Genomic DNA, 26685 nt, shown 5'->3' with positions numbered 1-26685 from the left:
AAACCAGTCATCTATTTTTTGTGTTATTCAAGTAAAAAATACGTAATTTCAATGCCATAAACACATTTACATGAAAGCGGTGATCCTGATAATCTGCATGCTTTGCACCGGTTTGGTGGCTTGGGGTGATGATCACCGTAAGCATACTCCAGATCGGGACCGCTACGGCTTTTATATCGCCGGTAATCGTTCATGGACCCGAATTCCGTTCCAGCTGCATTCAAATCTCATCATTGTACCCGTCCAGATCAATGATTCCGATACGCTGCAATTTATTTTAGATACGGGAGTTGGGAATACAATCATCACAGACCCCAGTATTTTCCGCAAGCAGCCGCTCACCCTGTCACGCAAAGTGAAGCTGACCGGCGCGGGAGAAGGCGGCAACTTAACGGCTTCTATCGCGATCAATACGAACCTGAGTATGGGCGGTATGCGTGCTTCGCACCATAACCTTGTTATTCTGGACGAAGATATTTTAAAGCTATCGGAGTATGTCGGAACCCCGGTTCATGGTATTTTTGGTTATGAGCTCTTTGCCAATTTTGTGGTAAACGTCGATTTTCAGCGCCGGGAGCTTATGATCATGCAGCCGAAAAAGTACCGGTATAAAAAACGGAAAGGTGATCGCTATCCGATCACCATTCAGGACACCAAAGCCTATACCGACGCGCTGGCTGTTTTCGACGGCGATAAATCAATGCCGCTTCGGGTAGTTTTAGATACGGGTGCCGGTCATGCGCTCCTGCTCGATCGTTCGAGAAGTACGTCAGCGATGCCGTTGCCCGCAAAAGTTGTTCGGGCACAATTAGGCCGCGGCTTAAATGGTGTTATTAATGGCAGCATGGGCCGAATCCAGAAAGTAAAATTTGGGCGGTATGAGCTGGATAATATTCTGGCGTCATTTCCAGACAGTGCCGCTTTTGGCATGAAACTCGTCGATATGCCCGAACGTCAGGGAAATGTTGGCTGCGAGTTATTACGCCGGTTTAACGTCACGTTTAATTATCCGGATCGCTACATCGTCATGAAGCCGATCAAACGTTTAATGCGTGAATCGTTTGAACACGACATGAGTGGATTAGAACTCCGCGCAAAAGGTGAGCGATTCCGTAACTATTACGTAGGCAAGATCATTGAAGGCTCGCCGGCTGCCTTGGCTGGCATTGAGGAGGGTGACGAAGTTTTGTTTGTTAACAATAGCTCGGTTAGCGAACTATCGATCAGCGATATTTACAAAATACTCCAAAAAGGCGAAGGAAAAGAAGTGTCGGTGCTGGTCAGGCGCAACGGTCAGATTTTCGTTGCCAATTTTGCCTTAAAACGACTGATTTAAGCGAACTCGACGGTATAACCATGTCTCGGCTATTCCATTCGTTCTAACTTAAACCGAAACGTCGTGCCTCTTTCCAGTTTGCTCATCACCGTAATCTTGGCTTTGTGAGCATTCAGAATATGCTTGACGATTGCCAATCCCAAACCCGTGCCGCCCCGGTCTTTGGAACGGCTTTTTTCGACCCGGTAGAATCGTTCAAAAATCCGGCTTAAATGTTCTGGCGGAATACCGGGGCCATCGTCGCGAATAGAAATCAGCGTGTGTTTCTTATCTTCTTCCAGACTGACGATAACCTTCCCGTTTTCATTGCCGTATTTGATCGCGTTTTCAATCAGGTTGGTCATCACCTGTGTAATGCGTTGCATATCGGCCTTTACCCAAACCGGACCAGGCCGGTCGAGACGCACCTTAAGAGACGCACGTTTAGCCTGAGCAATTTTCTCTAGTTGTTCAAATACCTCCTGAGTCACGTGAGCAATATCGATCCGCTCGAAACTCATTTTCACTTCGCCGGTTTCCAACTGCGAGAGAGCGACTAAATCCTTAACCAGCGCATCGAGCCCATCCAGGCTTTTGGCAGCTTTCGACAGAAACTTATCCCGAACTTGTTCGTCATCTACGGCTCCGTCGATAAGCGTATGAATGAAGCCCTGAGCGGCAAAAATGGGCGTTTTTAATTCGTGTGAAACATCCGCCAGAAATTCGCGCCGAAATTGCTCCAGGCGCTTTAGTTCATCAATCTCTTTCTGTTTTTTAGCGACATAGACAAAAATTTCGTCGTTTAGCTTTTTGAAGGGATTGGTGTTCTTGATAATTGTTTTACGGGAGATCGTAAAATCGCGGATTTTAAGTTTGTGGATCGTCTTATACATCTTATTGACCTCCCGGAATACCAGCAGTTCAATCGCGTATAATACCAGAAAAAACGAGATAACAAACGATGATACACCAACCACAAACAGCATGTTGTTGGTTACGCCCTCCACAAACGTCAAAAACGCCAGCGTCAGCGCCGAAATTAACGACGCCAGCAACAGGGCAATAAATCGGGGACTTAGGGACATTAGACGAATGAGTGAATGAGTGGTTGGCCAAATGAGCTAGTCAGCCAACCACTGTTCAATAAACATATTCGCCTATTCACTAATTCACTCATTCGCTTATTCGGGTTGGTCTGTAAACATATACCCTACACCTTTGAGGGTTCGGATATGTGTATCCCCAATTTTCTCGCGGAGTTTACGAATATGAACGTCTACCGTGCGTTCGAGGACATAGATGTCTGCTCCCCAGATTTTTTGAAGGAGTTCTTCTCGACTGAACACCTTATTAGGATGCTGTGCCAGGAAAAACAGTAATTCAAATTCTTTTTTTGGAAGAATCACAGACTTATCGTCCTGAGTGACCGAATAATTTTTGCGATTAATCGTCAATTCGGCAATATTGATCTGTTCGCCTGGATCAGCTTTCTGCGCTTCCCGGCGGAAAAGAGCATTTACCCGGCTCATCAAGGCTCGTGGTTTGATTGGCTTGGTAATATAATCGTCGGCACCTACATCAAAAGCGGCCACCTCGGAGTATTCCTCTGAGCGGGCTGTCAGATAAAGAATGTAGGTCTGGCGTAACTCCGGAATGTCACGCAATTGTCGACCAGCCTCGATGCCGTCCAAGTGCGGCATCATAATATCGAGCATAACCAGCTCGGGTAAATAAGACCGTGCAATTTCGACGGCTTTACGTCCGTCAGTTGCCGTACGGACATCATAACCTTCTTTGGCGAGATTGTATTCGAGCATCTCGACAATGTCAGCGTCGTCGTCTACGACTAAGATGCGATGCAGCGGTTGAGCAGCTTTAGCAGCACTCATGTGAAGCAGAGTTGGTGAGAAAAGCCTATTTTTAGCTTAGGCTGCCCCGAAGTTACGTGGCTTATCCACAACGTTACGCCTAAGGAACACATACTTAACAATAATTTAACAAGCCAACAAACTTTTTTACGCTTACCTAGTAACTGACTTCTAGTCGATTAGCCTTCTACGTTACGCCATACCGCTTAAGAAACAAAGCTGTTGAAAATCAGTTAGCTCCTCATTAATTTATCGATTCACAAAAAGAAAATAACGATTAGTCTCTAAATAGCGTTTATGCAGCATCATGGATACTCGCGCACGGGAGGTTAAGCTCCCCTCATACGCTAAAATTGCCTGCGTATTACTGTCATTAGTTATCATTATTTACGGATTGCATGCCCTACAGGGATTACTGATTCCCCTGGTCTTCGCAATTCTCTTCTCTGTTCTCCTCTTTCCATTAGCACAACGGCTCGAAAATTGGCGGGTGCCTCGTATACTAGCCATTACGTTGTGTTTAATCCTGACACTGGCCGTTATTGTCGGCATTCTTTACGCCGTCTCAATGCAGATCAGCAGTTTTGCGGAAGTAATACCCCAATTAATCAAGCGTGGCAATGAGTATCTGGCTCAACTTCAAACCTACGCCGATGAACGCCTGAATATCGACCGTCAGCGACAAGTCAATGAAGTCCGGAAATACCTGAATCAGGCGCTGTCTGAAGGGGGCACTATTCTGACCAGTACACTCTTAGCCACAACCAGCACCCTGACGGATGTTTTTCTGGTATTATTATTTATTTTCTTCTTTCTGCTCTACCGCGACTTTTTCCGGTCGTTTTTTTACAGAGTATTTAATGGTACGCGACGGTCGAAGATCGATGCCGTGCTAAGTGGCATTTATAATGTTGTGAAAGACTACCTTGCCGGGTTGGTGCTTGTCATTCTGATCATTGGCACATTGATGACCGTGGGGCTGCTTATTCTGGGTATCGATTATGCTATTTTCTTTGGCTTCTTCGGAGCCTGTCTGGTCCTCATCCCTTACTTTGGCATTTCACTAGGCTCGCTTCTACCAGCAGCTTATGCGCTCGTTACGGAAGATAATCCCCTGAAAGCACTGGGTGTGATTGGTGTTTTTCTATTTGTCCAGACTCTGGAAGGCAATTTTATTACACCTTACATTGTCGGTTCGAAAGTAAGTATCAATCCATTGGCAGCCATTATTGTGCTCATTTTGTGGGAAAATGTGTGGGGATTTCCTGGTCTTGTTCTGGCTTTACCGATGACGGCCATTCTAAAAGTTATTTTTGATGCGGTCGAATCGCTAAATCCTTATGGATTCCTGATCGGTGAAGCCGAAAAACCCCGCCCACCCATTAAGAACTTCCAGCAATTGGCAGAGCATTTGCCTAAACGGGCCAAAAAGATTGGTGAGATCGAAGAGAAAACCTAGCAGTAACTATTATGCGCTCATTTATAGCTCATTGCACAAAAAATCGCCTAATACACAGCGAAGAAAGACAGGTTGCATACAGGTCTAATTGTTCTCCTATTAAATCATCTTAGAGATCCACTTGCGTTATTAGCGCAAAAGCTAGTATATTTGCACTCCCAAATAGGGAAATCCTGCTTCCGTAGTTCAATGGATAGAATTTCGGTTTCCGGTACCGACGATAGGGGTTCGAATCCCTTCGGGAGCACTGAGTAAATTTCAATAAGGCTTATAAATCAGCGATTTATAAGCCTTATTTGTTGAATAAGAGCATATTAGAGTGTGCTAGCGAACCATTTCGAACCCTCTATAGTTCATTACGGTTCGTTGGGTTTGATACAGTTTTGATACGCATTTTTTTGGGCCGTTGTCGGTAGATGTTTGGTGCAAACCAAACAATCAGTTTGCCATGACGCACAAAGTAAGGTATCGACTTCTGTTCAACCGCCGTAAACAGACCACTAAAGACGGTAAAGCACCCGTTGTTATTGAAGCCTATCAAAATGGCTTGCGACGGTATTTTGCAACAGGCTTTAAAGTCAGAAAAGAGGACTGGGATTTTCGTAAAGATGAGCTGAAGAATCCTACTCACATGAGTAAAGTTCGTAAGCAGATAACGGATCTGAGCGATTTTGAAACCCTGTTTGAGAGTCAATACAAACAGGCGTTTACTCTGAAAGATTTTGACTTGATGCTAAAGGCTGCTAATCAGCCTAATAAAGCGAAGGCCACCTTTTCAAGCCACTATCGGGAGCAGTTGCAACGCAGAAAGCCCGAGCTGTCTTACCGGGCCTTTCAACATTCTCAATTAGTATTGACGCGCTTGCATGAATTTAACGCGGGTAACGATCTGGAATTTGATACGTTAACTCTGGACTTTATAGAACGGTTTGACTTCCACCTAAAGACCACTCTTCGGCTTGGAGCCAATTATATCTATAAGTATCATCAAGCAATCAAGAAATGCCTGGACAATGCCGAACGCAAAGGACTTTTTTTACCCCAACAGAACCCTTATAACGACTTTAGGCCAAAGAAAGCCCGAGTCAATAAGGTAGCCTTACAAATTGAAGAAATCGAGCGAATCGAACGGTTAATATTTACGGAAGAAAACCAGCATTTAACCTTTTACCGTGATGCCTTTTTGTTTGCCTTTTATACCTCACTACGGATCAGCGATATTACCCGGATTAGTCGCAAACACATCTTGCAAACTAATGAGGGCATACTGCTTGAATTTGTAACGCAAAAATCTAAAAAGGAAGCTCGTTTACCGCTTGGGCTATTGTTTCCAACTGCTGACGGACACAGCAAGCCAGAGCGAATACTAATAACCTATTCACGTACGGATTCACAACCTTTCTTTAGACGGTCTCATGTGAAAATGAATAAACATCTTAAAGAGGTTATTCGAATGGCCGGAATTACTAAGGCGGTTACGTTTCATACTGCCCGGCATTCTGGCCTTACCTATCTATCAACCGTCTTACCAACGCCAATGGTTAAGGAGCTGGCTCAACACTCGGATATACAGACCACAATGGGATATGTACATACGTCAGGCCATGCAATTGAAACCGCCTTACGAGCTATTAAGTGGCCTAATTCTTATCAAAAGTGATGCTAGAGCTTACACGTGGATTATGTAATCCACGTGTAAGCTCTAGCATCACTTTTTGCGGGATCATATATAGAGCCATCGCGTGATTTATGATCCTACTTGTAGAATATATTTAATCATTTTGCATCAGAATGGAACGTACAAAACGAAAGTATAAAAAGCACAAATTTGATAAAAAGGTATCTGTGCGTTTTTACTTAAATAAAAAGCTAAAAGCAAAGAGTAATGATGACAAGTTGCTGTATCCAATTTACGTGCAGGTTACTGCAAACTCTCAAACTAGGCATTTCAAGAGTTTAACCAATCTCTATACATCTGATGCTGAGTTCGAAATTTTTATAGAAAATAATAAATCATTATTCCTCGAAGAAGAAAGGATCATAAAAAAAACAGTACAAACAATTCAAACTAATACAGCACAGGACTTAATAGATTATAATGCCTTAGATTTATCTAACAGAATTGTTTATAATGGAATTTTATGGGGTACAGAAAGAAACTTACATGAGCAAAAGGAGTTGGATGACTTAATAGAATCGTCTCTTAAAGAAATTCTATTAGGATGCTTAGTTTTTGATAAGACTGTAGTAGATCATAAAGAGAGAAGTTACTTTGCAAAATTAATTGATTGGGATAGACTCGAAGCAAAATATATCTATGAAAACATTTCTAAAATTGTAAAAGAGCCAACCCCGAGTTACGAACTCGCATTAGCCAATTATTCGTTTTTGGCAACACACTATCAAAAAGGGATCTTCCGAAGTGTTTTTCCTTTAGGCATTTATCGATGTGACTGGATTGATGGAGAATTTGTCACCATTTGGAGAGAAAAGTATAATGGGCCTGATAAGGATTTTATAGAAAATATGATACCAGCTATTTTACAATTATTAAAGCCAACTACTCTATACTTTATGGAAAGACCATTGTAATGGCTTCTATAAAAAAATAGTCACAAATATTTTTATTACTATTTTTTTTATTACTTGCGTTGGTAAGTTCTATTGAACCACATCGAACGTATGTTTTCTAACGCCCCCCTTCTTGAACAGATCAATGAAAAATTGGATCTGCTTCTAGCTGCTCAACCCGATGAGTGGCTCACTCCAAATGATGTACAACGCATATTCAAGCTTGGAAAAACCCGTTTCTGGCAATTAGTAAACGATGGCGCTTTCCCTGTATCACGCCCTCATTCTGTACCAGATAAAAAAACTCGTTCTGTTTGGATCAAACGGGCTGACGTAGAAGACTTTATGAGGAGAGGTTACCCTAAAGAATCGTAAACAGTTCATTCTTCACAACACGTATTGGTGATAAATCCATGTGCTGATTTTGAGCCATTCCCTTATACTCTTCTACCAAGTAAGGCTATATACTTAGCCTATTAACTCCTATCCACTTCCAGTTTAACAGGGTATTAACAACGCGTTTTGCTAGCTGATGGCAAAGACAGAAGGTCTATATGTTCTATGTAAGGCGTTGCCTTATCCCTATTAGTTTGTTTTCCATCATTAAGCAAGCACTTGGACTAAGTACTAGTTCATGGCTTTACAATAAAAAACCCGGCTGTTTCTACCAGCCGGGTTAGAGTAAAACCGAAGCTTCACCCCTCTATCTCTCCAAATGTATGAATAATTACTATAAGTGTAATGGCAACACACCACTCCTATTTCCTCACCCAAAAACAGGTATGTCAATTAACATTGAACCTATGATTACTGCCATGTTTGAATTGGCTGATAATGAGCACCGCAATACACCACTTGGATTAGGGATTATTGTTGGAGATGCTATTCGTCATTTAGCTACTAATGTTCCTGCAATGGAAAAAGATGAGTTAATGCAATACCGGCAAATGATTAGCCAGCTCTACGAACTACAAGATATGTTCGAAGCCATGTTCATAGGCCAATAAAAAAGCCGCTTGCGTTCTAGACTCGCAAGCGGCTTTGTACATAATTAACCTATCAGTTAATACCCGACAAAGATATGAACAATGTCATTACAGTGCAACCTAACCCATTGATAGATAGTAATCAGTCGTTTCCAATTGAGGAGCCTCATCTGATCTTTTCCAAAGTATTAGCTACTATTAAAAAGGCAGACTTTAGGCACTTGGCTGGACCTGTATTTGTGGAAGATCCCGACCGTAAACTTACCCAAAAGCATTACTTAATATGTACCGTAGAACACTTGCTCGCTCAAGCCCAGGTTAACGGTTATGCCTTGTGCAGACGGAACGGAATTGTCTATCTCTATAATAGGGCCTTCTGGCAGGTAACTGAAGAGAACGAAATACAGGATCTGTTAAGTAGAACTTCCGAAAAAATGGGCGTGGATAAGTTCAACTCACGCCATTATGAATTTCGTGACCGTCTTTATCGCCAGTTTCTTTCATCTAGCCATTTCCCTGTCCTTCCGCAATCTCCTCAAACCGTCCTGATCAATATGCAGAATGGTACGTACGAGATTACCCCAGACAGTCAGCGCCTTCGACCTCATGATAAAGCAGACTTTCTAACCTATCAGCTCTCTTTCGCTTATCAAGCAAACGCCAAAGCGCCCATTTTTCAACGCTATTTGGACACGGTTCTGCCTGATACCGATTTACAATCTCTCCTAGCCGAATATATCGGCTATGTCTTCATCCGACATCTAAAACTAGAAAAGGTCTTACTGCTTTATGGTACTGGCTCAAATGGTAAATCGGTGTTTTTTGAAGTAGTGAATGCCCTATTGGGTGGACAAAATGTTTCGAATTATTCCTTGCAAAGTTTAAGTAACGAAGCCCACCGCGCTAAGCTAGCTGATAAGCTTCTCAATTATGGCAGTGAGATTAAAGGGAGCCTAGAGAGTGATGTGTTCAAGCAACTCGCATCAGGCGAACCCGTTGAAGCCAAGCTCTTGTATCGAGATCCCTTTATTATGCGGGATTACGCCAAGCTTATGTTCAACTGTAATACTCTACCTAAAGAGGTTGAGCACTCCGAAGCTTTTTTTCGCCGGTTCCTGATCGTACCCTTTGAGGTGACCATTACTGATGAGCAGAAAGACCCTGAATTACCCACAAAGATTATCCAGAGAGAACTGTCAGGTGTGTTTAACTGGATCTTAAGCGGTATGAATCGACTGCTAGCCAATAAACGGTTTACACATAGCGAAAAGGCTAGTCAAGTCTTGGCTAAATACCGGCAGGAAGCCGACACTGTGGCAGTCTTTTTAATGGAAGAAAACTACCAGCCTTCTGTAAGTTATTTATCACTTCAAAGCATCTACGAACATTACAAGGCTTTTTGTACTATTTCTGGATTTGCCTTTTTGAACCTCAAGAATTTCAAGGATAGGCTTGAAAAGAACCATATACAGGTAAAAAGGCAGACAATTGGCAATGTCGTCTATGCAAGCAAGCCTTTTCCTTAACTAAATGCATGTTATGCAATCAGTTATCTAAACCTATCGCGTGCGAATGACAACTCAAAAAGTTTTTCCTAACAGCTACATTTTCTACATGATCTACATTCAAAAAATCAAAAAAACGGCAATCATGTAGGAAATGTAGCAAATGTAGGTGTTGGCCAAACTTTCCAGAATTTATGTCACTGCGAAATTCCAAGATTAGGCTAACAAGAATTTATTGAGCACAGCCCCCCCACAGGGGTAAAAAAGTAAGACTTATGAGCAACTTAACTCAAACAGCAATTGAACGATACCTGTCCGTTTTCGATGCGGCTAGTTATAAGGTGCAGCTTAAGAATCGATTGACCGATGAAGGTTTTTGGGTGGACTATACGCCCGATCAGTTAGCAAAATCTGAAACCGTCCGCTATTTGCGGGATAAGAATAGCAAGGGGTTCGATATATATGCCCGTCCAATTGGCTATCAATACGTCTTACTTGATGATCTGAGTTTCGATTCATTAAGCGAGCTGGCTAGACTTAAGCCCTGTTTGCTGATTGAAACTAGCCCCACCAACTATCAAGCTTGGCTAATTCTTCCAACGATACCAGCTAACCGGGATATTGCTAAAGTATCCTGTCAAACGCTAGCTATTCAATTAGGAGCAGACCTTGCCAGTGCAGAACCGGATCACGTTGGGCGTTTGCCAGGCTTCACTAATCGAAAAGAAAAGTACCGCTTACAAAGTGGATTGTTTCCGTTTGTTCGGCTATGTCGAGCCGCAAACCGGCTGTCAACTTTTTACCCCTGTGGGGGGGCTGTGCTCAATAAAAATACAACTGCAATAAATAGTATGCCGCTCTATCAGCATAGCCCCAGCAAGAATAGCAGTAGTGAACAAGACTTTGGTGTAGCCTGTGGACTCATCAGAGCAGGTAAAACCGACATCGAAATTAGTCAACACTTGGAAAGGACTAGTCCAGACCTAGCAGTCAGAAAAGGCAAGTATTTGGAAAGCTATCTACAACGCACCATTGCCAACGCTCACAAAGCAATACAATCAATCATCTAACTATCATACTATGGAAAAAGAGACTTACACCACCGATGAAGCATTTGAGATCGTGCTTTCTAGCCCTGAGCTATGGCAGAAAACAGGTCGTCCTGTAGAACAGCGTATTAAGTATCTACACAAATACCGTAATCAGATTCCTATCACAGCAGATCTTAAAGAGAAGATTTTAAGGCAAGCGGGATGCCAAATTGCACAAAATACCCTTTGGAATGAACCAACGTTTACAAGCAAAAAATATAACAACTAACTGTAAATCAATTCATTAAAAACCATTCACATCACTATTTTGCAACGCTTACCTTCAATTTTTGAAATCTAAAAATCAACAAAAATGCTCATAATCAATTACTTAACCCTTAAAAAATGCAAAAATCGTGGCACTGGCACACACAGCCCCCCTAGACGCGCACTGAGCCAAATTGCAATTGCCAAAACGGCCTTCGGAGCGATATATGAATTGGCAATTGATATGCATCAATAACGACCATTTTACCTTTTTCCCAAATCTCTAATCCCTATGCATATCCTAACACTAGGTACTGCCGGTAAGTATCTCCTAGAAGCCGCCAAAGAGACGGATTGTACTTTGCAAGCCTACGAGCCTTTAGACTTGTATCTGTACATCAGTGAAAACGTTAGCGGCTATGATCGTATCTATGATGGCAATCCAGAACTGGAAAAACCCCAACGATTAAAAATAAAAGATTACGATTTTATCATTCCCCGGCTTTCAGGACAATTAGAACACAAAACGGTTGTCCTGGAACACTTAAACAATAATCTGGGGATCTACTCCCCACAAAAAGGAGAACCGCTTCGTACTGCCTCAAATAAGATCCAAACAACGCTTCGGCTTTCACAAGCTGGCTTAAAAACCCCTAAGACGGTTTGGTCAAAAGCCCCGGCTCACGTTCAATACATCATTGAAGATCTTATGGACGGTTTACCAGTTGTCGTTAAATCAGTATATGGCTCTCAAGGTTCAGGTGTTTCAATTCTGGAAACCAAGCTATCAGCTAACACAACCCTAGAGAGTTTTTATAAGCATGAAATCAATGTAAAGCTTCAGCGCTACATTGACGGTAATTTCACTGATATACGAGCGATTGTGGTAGGTGATGAAGTAGTAACAGCTATGGAACGAACGGCCAACAAAGGCGACTTTCGGGCCAACCTATCCAAGTCGGGTTCTGGCCGCAAGCTCGTCCTATCAAAAGAAGATCAACAGCTCTGTATTGATGCCAGTAAAGCAGTTGGCTTAGAGTACTCAGGCGTAGACTTGATGAAGGATAAGGAAGGTATTAGCTATGTCATCGAGGTAAACGGCAATCCAGGGACCAAGATTATTGACATAACAGGTATTAACTTCTTTAAGAACCTGATTGAATATTGTATAAAAGAAAAAAAGCGAGGAGCAACCACTAAAGAAGGCTACGGTGCTTACCGCACTGATACGTTTACTGATGATGATGGTAAGATATACGTGGCTCATGTAATGGGAGATGTCACTCATCTAGCTAATCATCCCCAGGTCGCGAGCTTACACACCAATTTTTATGAGAAGTTAAACCAAGTAAACAAAAAGACTTATGCCAGAGCCAACCGATGACATACCCGATTACTTACCCGATGGGAGCCTCAATATTCATGGCAAGCTAGCTTACAAGTTTCGCATCAATCTGGGCAGAGGCCAAAGGGGAAAGACAGTTTATCATCTACAAGTTGAAAGCCCCTCTGAGAATGAAATGAAAAAGCGGGTAGATGAGGCAATGGATAAAGCTTATAGGGGCGAATAAAAGAGGGGGTTAGCCCCCTCCTTTATTCGATATGAATAACGAATAAATTTTCACGTACTACTATGACAAGATATACTTTCTCAAGCTGTCTTCACTAAATAGAAATAATCTATCAATATTATTTTAATATAGAAATAATCTATATAACAAATCAATTTTAACAGTAATTGCTCCTATTTTGGTACAGAAGTAGAATAACACAATGTAAGACGTTGATTATCAATATCTATAAATGATCTATAAGAGTTCATAAAATTCACGCCTCCAAACATAATGTTTGAGAGATGGATTAAATTAGGCACAAAGAGGCTGCTTAAATATTAAATTTATTTTATTTTTATTATAAGGAAAGGCCATAACTTCTACAACTTATTAAATATTGATTTAAAATATGCTTACTAATGAATCAATAATTATTCTTGAAAAGATTTTAGGAAAAGGCTCATTAAGATGGCTTGGACAAAACTATGACAGTTTACCGCTGTATAATACAGTTATTGGAGGTAATAGAATAAAATCTATTTCAAATGCATTAAACTTTAAGAACCTGTTTAAAAATGCTTAAGCATTCGGTTGATATTGGATAAATATACAAACGATTCGTGTGAATTAACCCCACATTCATAGTCCTTGCTCAAGCGTCGTGACCAATTCTTTAGGCAAACGTCCACTCAACTTTCCAACGCATGGGTATCATCTAAAAACCAGCCAACTCGCTCACCTTAACCACTTCTAGAATCAGTCCATACGACTTTTTCATCCAACCCGCTAACTTCTTGCCATAGCCGCTGTCAGCTAAGAGCTTATTGATCTGTTCAAAACCTAGCAGAGCTAGCCGACTTATCACTAGTCGTGCCGCCGGACTATCATGAATATTGGCGGCATGGACGACGACAACCAAAACCAGTCCTAACGTATCGACTACAATATGCAGCTTAGGGCCGTTAATCTACTTGCAGCCATCATAGCCTTAGACACTACACTCTATTCGCTACATTTAACACCCTGATAATCAATTACACCCACACTAGTGAGGCTTCTAGATTAGCTTTATTTCGTCTGCGTTCGACGAACGCTTTATTAAGCTTTTCCCAAGTGCCGTTGTTGCGCCATTGCTTCGGCGCTCCAATTCCGGAAGTAGTAATAACATAATGGCCAAGGCGGTAGGTCATTAGGCATTTGGCGCCACTGGCCGCCTGTTTTAGTGATATAAAGCAGGGCATCAAAAATACGGCGCAGGGAATATTTTCGATTTCTCTTGTCAGCCAAGATTTCTTGGATAACTTTCCCGGCGGAATCAGTCAAGGAGGGGTATGGCTTTGATCAGCTCATCCCCAACGATTGACTAATTCTGTCTTTTCTGAGTCTTCAACCTATTTTTTAACAGGTTCTTACATATCAATAATAACAATAGATTTCTTGTGTAGCTTTTCCTAAAAGCTCCTACATTTGTATACACTATATTATGATAACAATGGTGGTGTAATTGTATAATGAGCTTATACAAGCCTATTTGTGATTTTAAAATCTGAAAATACCTTATTAAATAAGTTTAGCATTGGAGACTACAAAGACAAAATGTGGCCTGAAAGCCGTGGATTTCTTTTGCTCTGGAGGTGGAATGAGTTTTGGAATGCAAGAAGCTGGAGTTCAAATAGTTGCTGGGATTGATTTTGATGGAAATTGCAAATCTACTTATGAGGCTAACATTCATGGTGCAGAATTTATTCATGCCGATGTTTTTAATCTAAAGGAAGAGACTCTTCAAGAACAACTTTCCCTCTTTAAAAACGATGACGAACTTATTTTAATCGGATGTAGCCCTTGCCAATTTTGGAGCCTAATATATACAGACAAGACGAAATCGAATAAATCAAAAAATCTACTTATCGAGTTTAAACGCTTTGTAGAATATTTTAATCCGGGTTATGTTGTTGTAGAAAATGTTCCTGGCGTTTTAAAACGCAAGGAAGAAAGTGGGTTAGACGAATTTATTAATTGGTTAGCAGAAAATAAATATAAAGTTCATTTTGATGTACATGAAGTTAGCAATTATGGAGTTCCTCAGTATAGAAAAAGATTTACATTAATTGCCAATCGTGTTTCATCAAAAGAATTAATACCGGTAATAGCTCAAGAGAAAAAAATAACTGTTCGAGACGTTATCGGTGAGCATAATGGATTCCCAAAAGTTAGACCTGGGCACAAGGATTCTTCAGATTTTTTACATACAGTTGCAGGCTTACAAAAAGTAAACTTAGATCGATTAGCTGTAACCCCCAAAGATGGAGGTGGACGAATGGCGTATGTTGATGATGAAAATTTAGCGCCAAAATGTCATAAGGGGAAGACAGAAGGTTTTAGTGACGTTTATGGGCGTATGTGGTGGGATAGACCATCCCCTACAATTACAACAAAATTTTTCAGTATCTCTAATGGACGCTTCGGGCATCCTGAAGAAGACAGAGCAATTTCATTAAGAGAGGGAGCTGTATTACAGTCTTTTCCTAAAACCTATATTTTTAAAGCAACAAGTATTGAAAATACCGCAAGAATGATTGGAAATGCTGTACCTCCAAAATATGCCACTGCAATAGGTAAAGCTATAATTCAAAATCATAAAAATGCAGTTTAGAACAAAAGCAAGGGCGGTAGACTTACTCGGGAAAGGACAAATTGCAGATCTGCCTACGGCAATTACCGAGTTATGGAAAAACGGTTACGACGCTTATGCGGATAAATTAAGCGCTGATTTATTTAAAGAAGGCTACAACGGACTTTCAAAATCTTATTTTGTAATTTCTGATGACGGAAAAGGAATGTCCGGCACTGATGTTTTAGATAAGTGGTTAGTACTTGGAACAGACTCCAAGTCAAGGGCAGAATTAGAGGAAGAATCCGAGGATACTTTATGGAAAAGACCACGTATTAAAGCCGGAGAAAAAGGTATTGGACGCTTATCCGTAGCTTATTTAGGTAATCCAATGCTGATGCTTACAAAGAAAATCGGTTATCCACTGCAAGCAATATATTTCGATTGGAGATTATTAGAAAATTATAATTTATTTCTGGATGATATTACAATTCCGATTAGGTCTGTTGAAAAAACAGAATCGATTAATGTGGATTTCCATGAATTGAAAAATATGTTTTTATCGAATTTTGACAAAGAATTTGATTCAGATAATAGTCCAATTTGGGAGGGAAAACAAATAGAATTAAAATTCGATATTATTTCAGATACGATAAATTCAGAATTGGAAAAACCAATTCTGAATAATATATTATCCTTCTATAATTCTGATGATTCACACGGGACAATGTTTTTAGTATTTAATCCTATAAACCAAATTATAGAATTATCAGAAAAAGATGAGGACAAAATAGACGAAGGCAACTTTGTTACATCAAGCCTGATAGGGTTTACTAACCCTTTTAAAGAAACTTCAATCAAAATAGAAGCTGTTTTTAACATTCATAAAGATTTAGAAACTTATGATTTGTTAACTAAACAAGGTAACTTTTTTGAAAAATCTGATTTTGATTTAGCGGATGTCTATATAAAGGGGCGTTTTGACGGAAATGGTACTTTTGATGGTATTTTAAGAATATTTGATAAAACCATTGACTACAACTATACTAATCCCAGAAAAAAAGATAAACGTTCTTTTTATGGTAGTATTCCAATTGAATTAGGATATTCTCAGGGAATAGAAAATTCTTCGAATTTATCAGAAATCCAATTTGAAAAAATCTCAACTAAAGTTAGAGAGTATGGAGGCCTATACGTATTCAGAGATGATTTCAGGGTGTTACCTTATGGAAGAGAAAATGCCGACTTTTTGAACTTTGAACTTAGAAGGTCTAAAAGAGCAGGTACATATTATTTTTCTTATCGAAGAATGTATGGTTATATAGCTCTGACCAGAGAAAGAAACCCTGATTTAAGAGATAAGTCTAGTAGAGAGGGATTAATAAACAATGCCCAATACCGAGCATTCACCAGTGATGCTACAAATTTTTTTATTGCCTTAGCACAAGATTTTTTTGCAACAACACCTAAACAGTCGCTTTTTAGAGATAAATTAATTGAGATTCAAGATCAAAATAAAGCTTTAGAGGCAGACAAAGCTAGAGAAAAAGTAGAAAAGATTGCATTCACTAAAGCATTGAATACTTACCCTCAAAAATTAGATGAACACCAAACTAAGTATGAAAGTCTTCTCAATACATTAGATGAAAAACTAGATAATATCAATATCACATACTCAGAAGTTGAGTATATTTTAGATGAACTTCAAAAGCTTGACTTAGACCTTAAAGGATTAATTCCTAAAGTTCCTAGAAGATATAGACCTACTGAAACGCAAAAAGAACGGTTATATAAGTTTGAAAATCGTTTAAATAATTATATTGAATCTGTTACCCCGAGAAGGGAAGAATTAAATAAAAAAGCACAGGATAAATTAGAAATTAGGGATTTAAAAATTGATTTTACGAAGAAATATAACGGATATATTTATTCTCTGGAAAAATCACTCAATGAATATCGACAACAACTTGATGAAAAATCTGCTTTATTAATTAAAGAATACAGAGATAGAGCAAAACGATTAACTTCTTCTCTATCAGAGAATAAAGAAACGACAATAAAAAGCATAGTTTCCAAATATCAGATAATACAATTTGCTGACGAGATTGAAAAACAATATTATACTCTGTTAGAAGAAGCTGGAAAAACATTATTTCCGTTGGTGGAGCATATAAAGCGATTATCATTCGATATTGACGAAGAACAAGTTCAAGGCGCTTATAAAGCTCAATATGAACAAATGAAATACCAATGGGAGCAAACCAGAGATACAGCTCAATTAGGGATTGCAGTTGAAATTATCGACCATGAATTCAATCAACTGTATGCAAAAATAAATAGCCAGTTAGGAGAACTAAGTAAAAATTCAGAAGTTAATTCAATTAAGGAGTTTGGTTTCTTAGAAAGAAATTTCAAACAACTGGAAGATAAATATGCGCTACTTTCTCCGTTGTACAGGATTTCTGGTGCATTAGTTAAAGACATTCCAGGAAATACAATTTACAATTATTTACTTGATTTTTTTGAAAATCAGATTGAAGAATATAGCATAAGACTTGAAGTTTCTGATGAATTTAAAACACATTTAATTAGCATTAAAGAGCCGGTAATTCACACAGTATTTATTAATATTATAAACAATGCTATTTACTGGATGCGAAATAAAGAACAGCGTATTATTAAACTTGATTATTTACCGAATCCCAAAGAGATCATTATTGCTAATTCAGGAGAAAAAATACCTGACTATAGGCTTAATAAGGTTTTTGATTTGTTCTATTCTCAACGCCCTAATGGCAGAGGGATTGGGCTTTATTTATCAAAGCAAAGTTTAAACGAAGCCAATTTGGATATTTACGCAACTAACGATAAAAAATATAATTCTTTAAATGGAGCTTGCTTCGTAATAAACCAAATTACTAAATAAAATGTATAGTTCTAAAGCCTTCACCATATTGAATTCATCTATCAATTCTGCTGTATTTATTGATGAAAAAGCTAAGGATTTTTACTCGGGGACTCCGATCAATACTGATATAATGGAAGAAAAATTATCGGAAGATCTTTATAAAACTTTTAAGGAGAATGGAAAAAGCTTAATAGTTCATAAGTTTGAAGCAGCAAATCTTGAAAATCCCCAAACTCTAGATTACTTATTTAAAGGAAAAGATTTAATTCTTTTAGATTGGGAATTATCTGGGATTGCAGGACAAGAATATTCTTTAAAGTTGTTAAATAAAGCTGTTAGCACACCATATATAAACTTCTGTTGTATATATTCCAGTTCAGCAAATTTCAATGAAATTCCGCTTTTTTTGGATGCATATTTTTCTGGATTAAATAAAGAAGATTTTGAGAGTATAAAAACAACCTATGAATATATTGAACCCGAAGAAATTCAGAAATTATGGAATAGTAATAATAATATAAACGATTTCTTTAAAGAAAATGCTATAGAAATTGACAATTTCCCTATTGAAAGAATAAGAGAAAAATCTGTCGAATTAATTTTACGTTACATATATATTTCGCTTGTAGGTGAAAAGGTTATTATTCCGGAATATGCGAATAATGATTATGAAGTATTAAACGTAGGAGATAATTCTTTTATCATCAATAATACTTTTGTATTGACGTTAAAAAAAGATTTAAAAGAAGATGCTGATTATAATAAGCTTTTGGGAAGAATTTCAGAAATTGTAATAAAAAATAATGGAAGTTTTTTTCAGTTATTGGGATTAGAAATGCAATCTGTTTTTAACTCAAATGAAAGTTTTATTGATGAAACTATATTAAAGTCTTCAACAGAAGCTCTTTTTCAATTTAGAAATCATCTTAAGGATGATAAGACTTTTGGCATTATTATCAAGAAGTTATTGTTAGAGCAAGCAACATTAAAATTGAGAACAGCTAAGCTTGAATTATTGAAAGAAGACTTCTTAGATTTTAAAAGTAATGAACTGAAAAACAAAGAGCCAAGCATAGAAGACCTGTTTCAATTGAATGTTTTTTATAATTCTGTTTCTGTAAAGAGCCTAAATCCGGACGACATACCTAATCTGAACTTCGGAGATATTTTTAAAGGTGAAGGGAATGATTATTTTTTGTGCGTAACAGCTCTATGTGATTGTTATTATCCAAATAAAATTGATCACAATTTTTACTTTGTAAAAGGAACTGAATTTAACGATTTAGAATTAGCGTTAAGATTGGGAGATACAGCTTTCTTGAGTTTTTTACCAAACAGAAGGGCAGTTTATTGGGGCGATTTAGAAAAACCAGAGCTCAAAAAAATTAAAGAATTAATTCTTTCGAATTCTGAGGATGACTCCAAGAAATTAAAAGGTGACCTTGCTTTACAAAATGGGTTAATTGGAAAATTAGTTCATAATATAGAAGTGCTAAACCGTTTTCTCTATAAACCTTTTTATATAAAACCGAAAGTTTATAATGTTGAAAATAATAAGCTTATCGGCAACAAAATTAGAATTTGGGATATAACAAATAATTATGCAAGAGAAAAATTTGATCAGAATCTAAATTATTTTGATGTTGAATATATTACTACCTTAAGAAGTGATTATACCCAAAGGATAGCTAATCACGCTTTCGGTCATCCTGCCAGAGTGGGTGTTGATTTTGTAAAAATTAAATGATTTTTGTTCACAGACTTAAACATTTATACGAATTATTTAAGTTAAATAAATTATATTTATTTGTTGTAAAATGATAATCTCAAGATAAACTGTATACTGTCTTCTAATAGTAAAATTTGTTCTGTGAACAGACTCGTAATATTAGTATTTTGCACTAATCATGGTAAGTTACAAGCAAACTAAATAAGGAGATTATCACACTGACATTACTCGATTAGCGGCTACGATTGAATACCCAGGATAACTAGAGTAGGCAGGCAAGAGTGAGCTTTTTAGTTATCTTGTTTTAACTTCAGAAACAATCTCCTCAACCTATACTGCTATATAATAATCTTTCCTGAAATCTGGGCTGGAATGGATAAGGCCCTCTAAATTGGCAATTGTTGTACTCATTGATGATCCCTTAGCAAGAAGCCCGTATAGAAAATCCTCCTTAAACTGATTCCTAGTCACCTAGTATCCTACTTGTATTCAACCTTCATTGTACGTTTATAAAAGTACGTGTAGGTACAAACGGAAACCATAATTCTTGACGAGCTTAAGCTAACTGACCAATTGGTGTCGATACAGTTTTGATACAGCTTATTTAAAGTTGCACCTAAATGCCTGATAATCAAAAACATATTTGAGTCCCTTCGGGAGCACGAAACAGTAGAAAAACCGCCTGTATGAAGCATACAGGCGGTTTTTTGTTTCCGAAACAGCAAATACATAGCTTTTACCCGAATGGGAAACGCTCAAACCTTCAAGAAAAAGGTCATTATCAGGATGCGTATGCTATTATTTGGGTGTTCTAGCGGAGCTTCCCATATAAAAAAGACATTTCGTACATGAAGCCCTCTTTGCACTAAGCCCAATGAAGTCTAAAAATGAATGCGGACTTTAGCCGCATAACTAAAGTCCGCAAGCTTATCATACAGCCAGAAAAGAGTACTACTACTGTTGTTTATTTTTTAACGGATGGCCGAAAATTAGGCGTGTTTAGCGAAACTAATTCAGGATGCTTTTCTTCCTTCTGGATGTCGGCCTCCCGAAAACCCATTTCGTCTTTTAAATAGTCCGGGTATTTCTTCACATAAGCTCGTTTCAAGGCCGTGTACTCCTGAACAGTGCTCACTTTCTGAAAATCCACTAAAAAGAATTGCTGCAAAATTTTACTTTTTCCTCAACGAATGAAAAAGTTTTCATCCAGTCATCAAATTACTCTAGGCTCATTTTTAAAAAGATCCTTTTGGGCGACTTACCCCTGGGATTGCCTGCCGTAGGCGTAAAGCTCCAATTATTTTCCAAACCATATTTCCGGGCAATTTTCATCAGCGTTGCATACTCAACGAGTATCGAATCGGTACCTTCCGGCAATCCCTTAACGGATTTTACGGGATTCGGACTGGTTTTCTGCTGACCATATATCAGGGTGGGTAGCAAGGTCAGAATACACAACAAAAGTTTAAGGATGTAACTTTTCATAGTTTCTCTATTTTAAAGATTTATTTCTGTTTAGAGGGCTTTTAAATCTGGAAGTGGCTTGCCTAATCGACATTCCCACTCTTAAGTTCTCGTAAAATAGCCAAGCATTTTTTGTATGCGAATTTTCGAGCTTTTACCTGAAATTCTCTGTTCTTAGCATGGCATCGTTTACCTTAAGACTCTTACCTGATTATTTTCCAGGCAGGCTTTTACAGCATGAGCATTGTCCAGTTTAATTTTCCTGTAATTGCGAGACAATTACAGAGTTTATAATCCCACTCCCATCATTTAGTATAATCTCCTGAACGATATAGTCACCCTATTTGAACTTATGTGACTTGAAAAGCCTACCTTTATTGGCAGCTTTACATTATTCTTATTTTATCCATGAATAATGCAGAAAATGACCAATATGTAGATGCCCTAGTCCTTCAGGCCCTCAGGCAAAACGATGAGAAGGCGCTTCAGTATTTATTTACTACGTACTACAATCCACTTTTTCGGGCTGGAATAAAATGGTCATTTGACAGTACCCTCACCGAAGAAGCCATTCAGGCGATCTTTCAGGATCTTTGGCAGTACCGGCATACACTAGGTGACGTGGTATCGTTTGAAGCTTATCTGAAAGGTTCGTTAAAAAAAAGACTCGTGAAAGCCCTAGCTAAACTCCAGCAGACGGCCACAGAGCCGCTGGATGAGGTTTATCTGCCCGTAACGTCTTATGAAGATATTCTCGTGGCACAGGAAGAAGATGCTATTCGGCGCAGCCAACTTGTACAGGCGATGAATGAACTGACCTCCCGCCAGAAACAGATCATTACGCTCAAATACTTCGAAGAACTGTCGTACAAGGAAATTTCCGAGCAGACAGGCCTGCAAATCGACAGTATTTATAAAACGTTGCACGAAGCATTGAAGCGCTTAAAAACGTTGCTGAAGCCAATCTGAGCGATAAGTATAAAATTTCTACATTTTTTTCTACAAAAACGAGAAGATTCTGACCATCGGGTTCCTCTGTATAAATGAAGACCAACCGATGCGTCGCAGTGAAACCAACGTACCCGCTTACTCTCGACGATCTGCTGACCAACGAAGGCTTTCTGAATTACTATTTTCAAAAAAACGAAGCCGACGTTTGGGAGTGGAACGAGTTTCTGGAAGACCATCCCGATCAGTTGCCGACGGTCGATGCCGCCGTTTCGCTTTTAAATCGACTCTCGCTCAAGTGGTCGGAGGAGTATATTCGCCAGCAATTCCTTCAGATGCAGGACAGCCTGGCTAACACGACCCACCATCCGATCGCTCGGCCACTCTGGAGCAACAACTGGGTGCGGTGGGGGCTGGCCGCGTCGGTGCTACTCGCCATGGGCATATGGACCTACGTGTACCAAACCACCATTCCTGCTTCACTTTACACCCAGCAGGTAAGTCAGAAAGATCTTATCGAGCAAGTCAATCCCAACAGTGAGCCGCTCCGCGTCGACCTGCCCGATGGTAGTTGGATTCGGCTGGCTAAAAACAGCCGACTAAGTTATCCCGCCCGATTCACGGGGTCCGTTCGGGAGGTATATCTGGATGGTGATGGTTTTTTCGACGTGGCCCGGAATCCGAAGCAGCCCTTTCTGGTCCATGCTGGCGAAATCACCACTAAGGTATTGGGTACCAGCTTTCTAATAAAGGCTCGTACCGACCAGGAAAGAGTTGAGGTGGTGGTTCGGACAGGTAAAGTATCCGTCTACCGCGAAACAACGGTTAGTCAGCCGGTGATTGTTAAAAAGCTTCAGGGCGTTATTATCACCCCCAATCAACAGCTTGTATACAACCGAAAGGCTGACAGTTTTGCCCGGAGCATCGTCGGGAGTCCACAATTGATTCAGCCCGAAGCGCTGGTCGATTTCGATTTTCGCAATACACCCGCTTCTACGGTCTTTGAGCGTATTCAACGAGCCTACGGCATTCCCATTGAATACGATGCTGCGCTTATGAGCGATTGCCCTGTAACAGCGTCGCTGGCCGACGAATCACTATACGGTAAGCTTAATCTGGTCTGCCGGGCAATCGAAGCGCAGTATGAAGTCGTCGATGGGCAGATCATCGTCAATGGAAAAGGCTGTAAATAAATTAGGACTTTCGCTGAGAGCCGTGCCACGGTTTCTGATGCTACTCCTGATAACCGTGGCACGGCTCTCAGCGAAAGTCCTATACATGTAAACAGTGTTAAAAAAAACGGCAGCTCTGCGCGAACAGAGTTGCCGATAGCAAGTGCCCCTAAACCCGTTTCCAGCGCAGTTAAGGGGCTTTTTACCCATCTCCCGATGGGCGTCAGGTTCTTATTGCCAATACTAAACCCCCTTAAATCTATGCATTTTTTCATTACCCGGCATTCACTGCTGCTCAGACTCATGAAATTGAGTTGCGCCCCGTTACTGGTCACTCTGCTGTTTTCCGGACTGACCTATGCCACCGAAATCAGAGCACAGGAAGTACTCGACCGAACAGTAACGCTTCAATGCTACAATCAACAGCTCGAACGGGTGCTGGCCCAGCTTGAAACGCTTGCGCAGGTAAAGTTTGTCTTCAGCTCCCGACTGATTCAGAGCAATCGGCTGGTGACGCTCAGTATTCGACAGGATCCCCTATCAAACGTATTGAATCAGTTGCTGCAACCCCTGCAACTAAGCTACGAAGTGAGCGGTAACAAAATTATCCTGAACCGTTCGGCCGGCACAGGCCCAAACGAACCTCGACTCGCCAGTATGGAAGCCATGACCGGAAAGGTATTGGACGAGCGGGGCGAAGCCATGCCGGGCGTCAGCGTAGTGATCAAAGGAACCCAACGCGGTACGGTCACTAGCCCCGATGGCCATTTTACCATCGACGCCAACAGGGGCGAAACGCTTATCTTCTCCTACATCGGCTACATCAGCCGGGAACTGGTCATCGAGAACTTTACGCCACTCACCGTAGGAATGAAACAGTCGGAAGCCAGCCTGTCCGAAGTCGTCGTAGTAGGATCGCGGTTTGCCCAGCCCCGTACGGATGTCGACAGGCCAGTGGCCATCGACGTTATCAACGCCAAAGAACTTCAAACATCGGGGCAAGTCGATCTGGGTCAGGCCATTACATTCGCGGCTCCCTCGTTCAACGCCGTTAAGTTCGGGATCAATGATGCAGCCCCTTTTGTCGATCCAGCTACATTGCGTGGCTTGGGTCCCGATCAGGTGCTGGTGCTGGTTAACAACAAGCGTCGGCACAAAGTATCGTTTCTGAGCATCAACGATGGTGTCGGAAAAGGACAAGTGGGAACGGACATTAACGCCGTGCCGGCTTTATCACTAAAACGGGTCGAGGTCCTGCGCGACGGAGCCGCTGCACAATACGGTTCCGATGCCATTGCCGGGGTTATCAACCTCGAACTCAACGATGCCGCCGAAGGAGGTACGGTCAATGTATTCACGGGAATCGGCTATTCCAAACCGAATCTGGACATGACCGGACATACGCCACCGGCGCTTATCACCGACGGGGCCACGTATAACCTGAACGCTAATTTCGGACTGAAACTGGCCAGGCGCGGCTTTTTTAACACCACGCTGACCTACTCGCACACGGATGGCTACGACCGATCGGGTACGTACAAAGCATCAAGCGGCTTCTACGTCGCAGACCCCGTACAGGATGCACTGCTTGTCAAACAGAACAACATCGACCTGAAACAGGCAGTGCTGGGATCGGCCCGCAATACCACCTATGGGTTGTTCATCAACGCGGGCCTGCCTCTCAACAACAACTGGCAGCTATACGGCTTTGGCGGCTATACGCACAAGCACGTCGTAACGGGTGTGTTTACCAGAGCTCCGTCGAACACTCGCCGGTCGGTGCTGTCTATCTTCCCGAACGGCTACAACCCGGAAGCACCAGCCAATCTGCTGGATTACTCGCTGACGGCTGGAATAAAAGGTAAGCTAAGGAGTTGGAATAGCGATTTCAGTCTCTCACAAAGCATGAACCAAGTCGACTGGTATGCCAATAATACGGTAAATCCCAGCCTGGGTGATCAGTCGCCGACATCGTTCTACGTTGGGCAGACCCGCATTACACAATCCCTGTTCAATGCCGATGTTGCCCGTACCTTCCGCCAGGGAAGCTATCCGAACTTCAACCTCGGTGCGGGTACGGAAATACGCTACGAAACCTACCGGCTGCGCTCTGGCGACCCGTCTTCCTACGAGGCTGGCCCGCTCCGGCAAACCAAAGATGTCGGGTCGTCGGGGCGGGAAGGCTTCAGCGACCGAGCAGCCGGTCAGTGGGGGCGTACCAATGTTGGGGTGTATGTCGAAGGAGAAAGCGATCTGACCAGAAAGCTATTGGTGGGGGCCGCCGTCCGGTTCGAAAATTACAGCGACTTCGGCTCCAACCTGTCATACAAGCTCAACTCCCGCTACAAGATCGCCGAACCGTTTGCTGTTCGGGCGTCGTTCAGCCGGGGTTTTCGAGCGCCTTCCATGACGCAGACTTATTACAGCAACTATATTAATATCTCGTTCGATAACAACAACAATTCGATCATTAACCCCATTATACCGGCCTCGTCAGATCTGGCACAACAGTTGGGTGTCGACGGGCTGAAACAGGAAATTTCGTGGGATTATTCGACGGGGATCACTTCGAAAATCGGCCAGTATTTTACCCTTACGGCTGACCTGTATCAGATCGACGTTAACAACCGGATCATGCTCTCGGGCAATATCAATGTCTCAAAAATTCCGCAGTTCGTAGCGGCTGGATTCCCGCAATCAGCCAACGTATTCGTCAACGCCATCGACACGCGCACCCGTGGTTTCGAACTGGTTACGACTTACAATCGGCCTGTGGGAGTGAAGAGTAAACTGGGCATAAACCTGGCCTATTCGTCGATGAACACAATAGTGCGGGCTACTCGCAAAACTTCGACAGGCGTTGAGGTAGCTGATCAGGTAGCAACGCTGTATATCACCGAAGGGCTGCCGAAAGGCAAGTTTATTGGAACCCTTTCGTATGACTTCGGCAAAATCGGGCTGATGGTGCGTGGGTCGCGATTCGGGCAGGTATCGGACCCACTGGCGACACTGGCCCAGAAACCCACCGATGTCAATGCACCGACTTATCAGGTGTTTGGGGCCAAAACCCTGTTCGACCTGTCGGTAACGTTCCGGCCCATCCGGAAGCTGTCGATTATCGGCATGGCTAATAATATCTTCGACGTCTACCCTAGCCTGCTTCAGATTCCTCAAACGGCTAACGAAGTGGTATTCTCACGACGGACCAATCAATTCGGTATGCAGGGGCGGTTTATGAACCTGACCGTTAATTACGCATTTTGATAACAGGCCCCGGCCCGATTTGCCGGGGCCTCTA

Annotated in this window: 23 protein-coding genes and 1 tRNA gene; 18 read left to right on the top strand and 6 right to left on the bottom strand. The window is 41.1% G+C overall.

The annotated features are described in order from the left end of the window. Positions 1–70: 70 nt before the first annotated feature. Positions 71–1336 (top strand): aspartyl protease family protein, encoded by a 1266-nt coding sequence (locus tag GJR95_RS26375; protein ID WP_162388703.1) that lies wholly within the window; start codon positions 71–73, stop codon positions 1334–1336. Positions 1337–1365: 29 nt separating this feature from the next. Here GJR95_RS26375 and GJR95_RS26370 read toward each other — a convergent pair whose 3' ends face one another. Continuing rightward, on the bottom strand, positions 1366–2400 hold the full coding sequence (locus tag GJR95_RS26370; RefSeq protein ID WP_162388702.1) for a sensor histidine kinase: 1035 nt from the start codon (positions 2398–2400) through the stop codon (positions 1366–1368). Between the two features lie 96 nt (positions 2401–2496). Beyond that, positions 2497–3204, bottom strand: coding sequence for a response regulator (locus GJR95_RS26365; RefSeq protein ID WP_162388701.1), 708 nt, complete (start codon positions 3202–3204; stop codon positions 2497–2499). Positions 3205–3490: 286 nt separating this feature from the next. On the opposite strand from GJR95_RS26365, the gene GJR95_RS26360 reads away from it, so the two are divergent. The 11 genes from GJR95_RS26360 (at position 3491) to GJR95_RS26310 (ending at position 12573) form a co-directional block, all read left to right on the top strand. Continuing rightward, positions 3491–4642 carry an AI-2E family transporter gene (locus GJR95_RS26360; protein WP_162388700.1) on the top strand — a complete coding sequence of 384 codons (1152 nt, stop codon included), beginning with the start codon at positions 3491–3493 and terminating at the stop codon, positions 4640–4642. Positions 4643–4817: 175 nt separating this feature from the next. Beyond that, a tRNA-Arg gene (locus GJR95_RS26355) sits at positions 4818–4889 on the top strand. Positions 4890–5090: 201 nt separating this feature from the next. After that, a complete protein-coding gene (locus GJR95_RS26350) occupies positions 5091–6302 on the top strand; it encodes a site-specific integrase (protein ID WP_162388699.1) in 1212 nt (403 codons plus the stop codon). 131 nt (positions 6303–6433) lie between these two features. Continuing rightward, a complete protein-coding gene (locus GJR95_RS26345) occupies positions 6434–7234 on the top strand; it encodes a hypothetical protein (protein ID WP_162388698.1) in 801 nt (266 codons plus the stop codon). Between the two features lie 90 nt (positions 7235–7324). Beyond that, positions 7325–7588: a helix-turn-helix domain-containing protein gene (locus GJR95_RS26340; protein WP_162388697.1), complete on the top strand. Its 264-nt coding sequence runs from the start codon at positions 7325–7327 to the stop codon at positions 7586–7588. 344 nt (positions 7589–7932) lie between these two features. Beyond that, the gene (locus GJR95_RS26335; RefSeq protein WP_162388696.1) at positions 7933–8220 is read left to right on the top strand and encodes a hypothetical protein; all 288 of its coding nucleotides are present in this window, start codon (positions 7933–7935) and stop codon (positions 8218–8220) included. Between the two features lie 74 nt (positions 8221–8294). Next, positions 8295–9725 (top strand): DNA primase family protein, encoded by a 1431-nt coding sequence (locus GJR95_RS26330; protein WP_162388695.1) that lies wholly within the window; start codon positions 8295–8297, stop codon positions 9723–9725. A 254-nt stretch (positions 9726–9979) separates the two neighbouring features. Beyond that, complete coding sequence (locus tag GJR95_RS26325) at positions 9980–10774, top strand: DNA-primase RepB domain-containing protein (RefSeq protein WP_162388694.1); 795 nt, start codon at positions 9980–9982, stop codon at positions 10772–10774. Between the two features lie 10 nt (positions 10775–10784). Further along, on the top strand, positions 10785–11024 hold the full coding sequence (locus GJR95_RS26320; RefSeq protein WP_162388693.1) for a hypothetical protein: 240 nt from the start codon (positions 10785–10787) through the stop codon (positions 11022–11024). A 270-nt stretch (positions 11025–11294) separates the two neighbouring features. Continuing rightward, complete coding sequence (locus GJR95_RS26315; RefSeq protein WP_162388692.1) at positions 11295–12386, top strand: ATP-grasp domain-containing protein; 1092 nt, start codon at positions 11295–11297, stop codon at positions 12384–12386. Continuing rightward, positions 12367–12573 (top strand): hypothetical protein, encoded by a 207-nt coding sequence (locus GJR95_RS26310; protein WP_162388691.1) that lies wholly within the window; start codon positions 12367–12369, stop codon positions 12571–12573. Before GJR95_RS26315 ends, GJR95_RS26310 begins: the two co-directional genes overlap by 20 nt. Before the next feature lie 697 nt (positions 12574–13270). Here GJR95_RS26310 and GJR95_RS42885 read toward each other — a convergent pair. After that, complete coding sequence (locus tag GJR95_RS42885; protein ID WP_162388690.1) at positions 13271–13474, bottom strand: transposase; 204 nt, start codon at positions 13472–13474, stop codon at positions 13271–13273. Between the two features lie 179 nt (positions 13475–13653). Continuing rightward, positions 13654–13878: a transposase gene (locus GJR95_RS26300; RefSeq protein WP_162388689.1), complete on the bottom strand. Its 225-nt coding sequence runs from the start codon at positions 13876–13878 to the stop codon at positions 13654–13656. 253 nt (positions 13879–14131) lie between these two features. Here GJR95_RS26300 and GJR95_RS26295 point away from each other — a divergent pair, with 253 nt between their 5' ends. The 3 genes from GJR95_RS26295 to GJR95_RS26285 are packed head-to-tail and all read left to right on the top strand — an operon-like array spanning position 14132 to position 19821. Next, on the top strand, positions 14132–15208 hold the full coding sequence (locus GJR95_RS26295; RefSeq protein ID WP_198424749.1) for a DNA cytosine methyltransferase: 1077 nt from the start codon (positions 14132–14134) through the stop codon (positions 15206–15208). Then, positions 15198–18092 (top strand): ATP-binding protein, encoded by a 2895-nt coding sequence (locus GJR95_RS26290; RefSeq protein ID WP_162388688.1) that lies wholly within the window; start codon positions 15198–15200, stop codon positions 18090–18092. Before GJR95_RS26295 ends, GJR95_RS26290 begins: the two co-directional genes overlap by 11 nt. A gap of 28 nt (positions 18093–18120) precedes the next feature. Continuing rightward, entirely contained in the window at positions 18121–19821 is a 1701-nt protein-coding gene (locus GJR95_RS26285) for a response regulator receiver domain (protein ID WP_162388687.1), read from the top strand. A gap of 946 nt (positions 19822–20767) precedes the next feature. Here GJR95_RS26285 and GJR95_RS26280 read toward each other — a convergent pair. Both GJR95_RS26280 and GJR95_RS26275 read right to left on the bottom strand, forming a co-directional pair. Next, a complete protein-coding gene (locus GJR95_RS26280; protein ID WP_162388686.1) occupies positions 20768–20971 on the bottom strand; it encodes a hypothetical protein in 204 nt (67 codons plus the stop codon). A 50-nt stretch (positions 20972–21021) separates the two neighbouring features. After that, positions 21022–21288, bottom strand: coding sequence for a hypothetical protein (locus GJR95_RS26275; RefSeq protein ID WP_162388685.1), 267 nt, complete (start codon positions 21286–21288; stop codon positions 21022–21024). A gap of 387 nt (positions 21289–21675) precedes the next feature. Between GJR95_RS26275 and GJR95_RS26270 the strand changes: the two genes are divergently transcribed. The 3 genes from GJR95_RS26270 to GJR95_RS26260 all read left to right on the top strand — a co-directional run bounded on the left by GJR95_RS26270 (position 21676) and on the right by GJR95_RS26260 (position 26651). Further along, positions 21676–22236, top strand: coding sequence for an RNA polymerase sigma factor (locus tag GJR95_RS26270; protein ID WP_162388684.1), 561 nt, complete (start codon positions 21676–21678; stop codon positions 22234–22236). Between the two features lie 98 nt (positions 22237–22334). After that, positions 22335–23408, top strand: a complete 1074-nt coding sequence (locus GJR95_RS26265; protein WP_162388683.1) for a FecR family protein — start codon at positions 22335–22337, stop codon at positions 23406–23408. 240 nt (positions 23409–23648) lie between these two features. Then, a complete protein-coding gene (locus GJR95_RS26260) occupies positions 23649–26651 on the top strand; it encodes a TonB-dependent receptor (RefSeq protein ID WP_162388682.1) in 3003 nt (1000 codons plus the stop codon). The last annotated feature ends 34 nt before the right edge of the window (positions 26652–26685 follow it).

The sequence above is a fragment of the Spirosoma endbachense genome (assembly GCF_010233585.1).
Classification (GTDB): domain Bacteria; phylum Bacteroidota; class Bacteroidia; order Cytophagales; family Spirosomataceae; genus Spirosoma; species Spirosoma endbachense.
The sequence above is the reverse complement of the archived record's forward strand: the minus strand, read 5'-3'. Positions and strand labels throughout refer to the sequence as shown.

Excerpts from the sequence above, each read along its gene's own strand:
- GJR95_RS26375 (WP_162388703.1), top strand. The coding sequence starts at position 71 with ATGAAAGCGGTGATCCTGATAATCTGCATGCTTTGCACCGGTTTGGTG.
- GJR95_RS26370 (WP_162388702.1), bottom strand. The coding sequence starts at position 2,400 with ATGTCCCTAAGTCCCCGATTTATTGCCCTGTTGCTGGCGTCGTTAATT.
- GJR95_RS26365 (WP_162388701.1), bottom strand. The coding sequence starts at position 3,204 with ATGAGTGCTGCTAAAGCTGCTCAACCGCTGCATCGCATCTTAGTCGTA.
- GJR95_RS26360 (WP_162388700.1), top strand. The coding sequence starts at position 3,491 with ATGGATACTCGCGCACGGGAGGTTAAGCTCCCCTCATACGCTAAAATT.
- GJR95_RS26350 (WP_162388699.1), top strand. The coding sequence starts at position 5,091 with ATGACGCACAAAGTAAGGTATCGACTTCTGTTCAACCGCCGTAAACAG.
- GJR95_RS26345 (WP_162388698.1), top strand. The coding sequence starts at position 6,434 with ATGGAACGTACAAAACGAAAGTATAAAAAGCACAAATTTGATAAAAAG.
- GJR95_RS26340 (WP_162388697.1), top strand. The coding sequence starts at position 7,325 with ATGTTTTCTAACGCCCCCCTTCTTGAACAGATCAATGAAAAATTGGAT.
- GJR95_RS26335 (WP_162388696.1), top strand. The coding sequence starts at position 7,933 with ATGAATAATTACTATAAGTGTAATGGCAACACACCACTCCTATTTCCT.
- GJR95_RS26330 (WP_162388695.1), top strand. The coding sequence starts at position 8,295 with ATGAACAATGTCATTACAGTGCAACCTAACCCATTGATAGATAGTAAT.
- GJR95_RS26325 (WP_162388694.1), top strand. The coding sequence starts at position 9,980 with ATGAGCAACTTAACTCAAACAGCAATTGAACGATACCTGTCCGTTTTC.
- GJR95_RS26320 (WP_162388693.1), top strand. The coding sequence starts at position 10,785 with ATGGAAAAAGAGACTTACACCACCGATGAAGCATTTGAGATCGTGCTT.
- GJR95_RS26315 (WP_162388692.1), top strand. The coding sequence starts at position 11,295 with ATGCATATCCTAACACTAGGTACTGCCGGTAAGTATCTCCTAGAAGCC.
- GJR95_RS26310 (WP_162388691.1), top strand. The coding sequence starts at position 12,367 with ATGCCAGAGCCAACCGATGACATACCCGATTACTTACCCGATGGGAGC.
- GJR95_RS26290 (WP_162388688.1), top strand. The coding sequence starts at position 15,198 with ATGCAGTTTAGAACAAAAGCAAGGGCGGTAGACTTACTCGGGAAAGGA.
- GJR95_RS26275 (WP_162388685.1), bottom strand. The coding sequence starts at position 21,288 with ATGAAAAGTTACATCCTTAAACTTTTGTTGTGTATTCTGACCTTGCTA.
- GJR95_RS26270 (WP_162388684.1), top strand. The coding sequence starts at position 21,676 with ATGAATAATGCAGAAAATGACCAATATGTAGATGCCCTAGTCCTTCAG.
- GJR95_RS26260 (WP_162388682.1), top strand. The coding sequence starts at position 23,649 with ATGCATTTTTTCATTACCCGGCATTCACTGCTGCTCAGACTCATGAAA.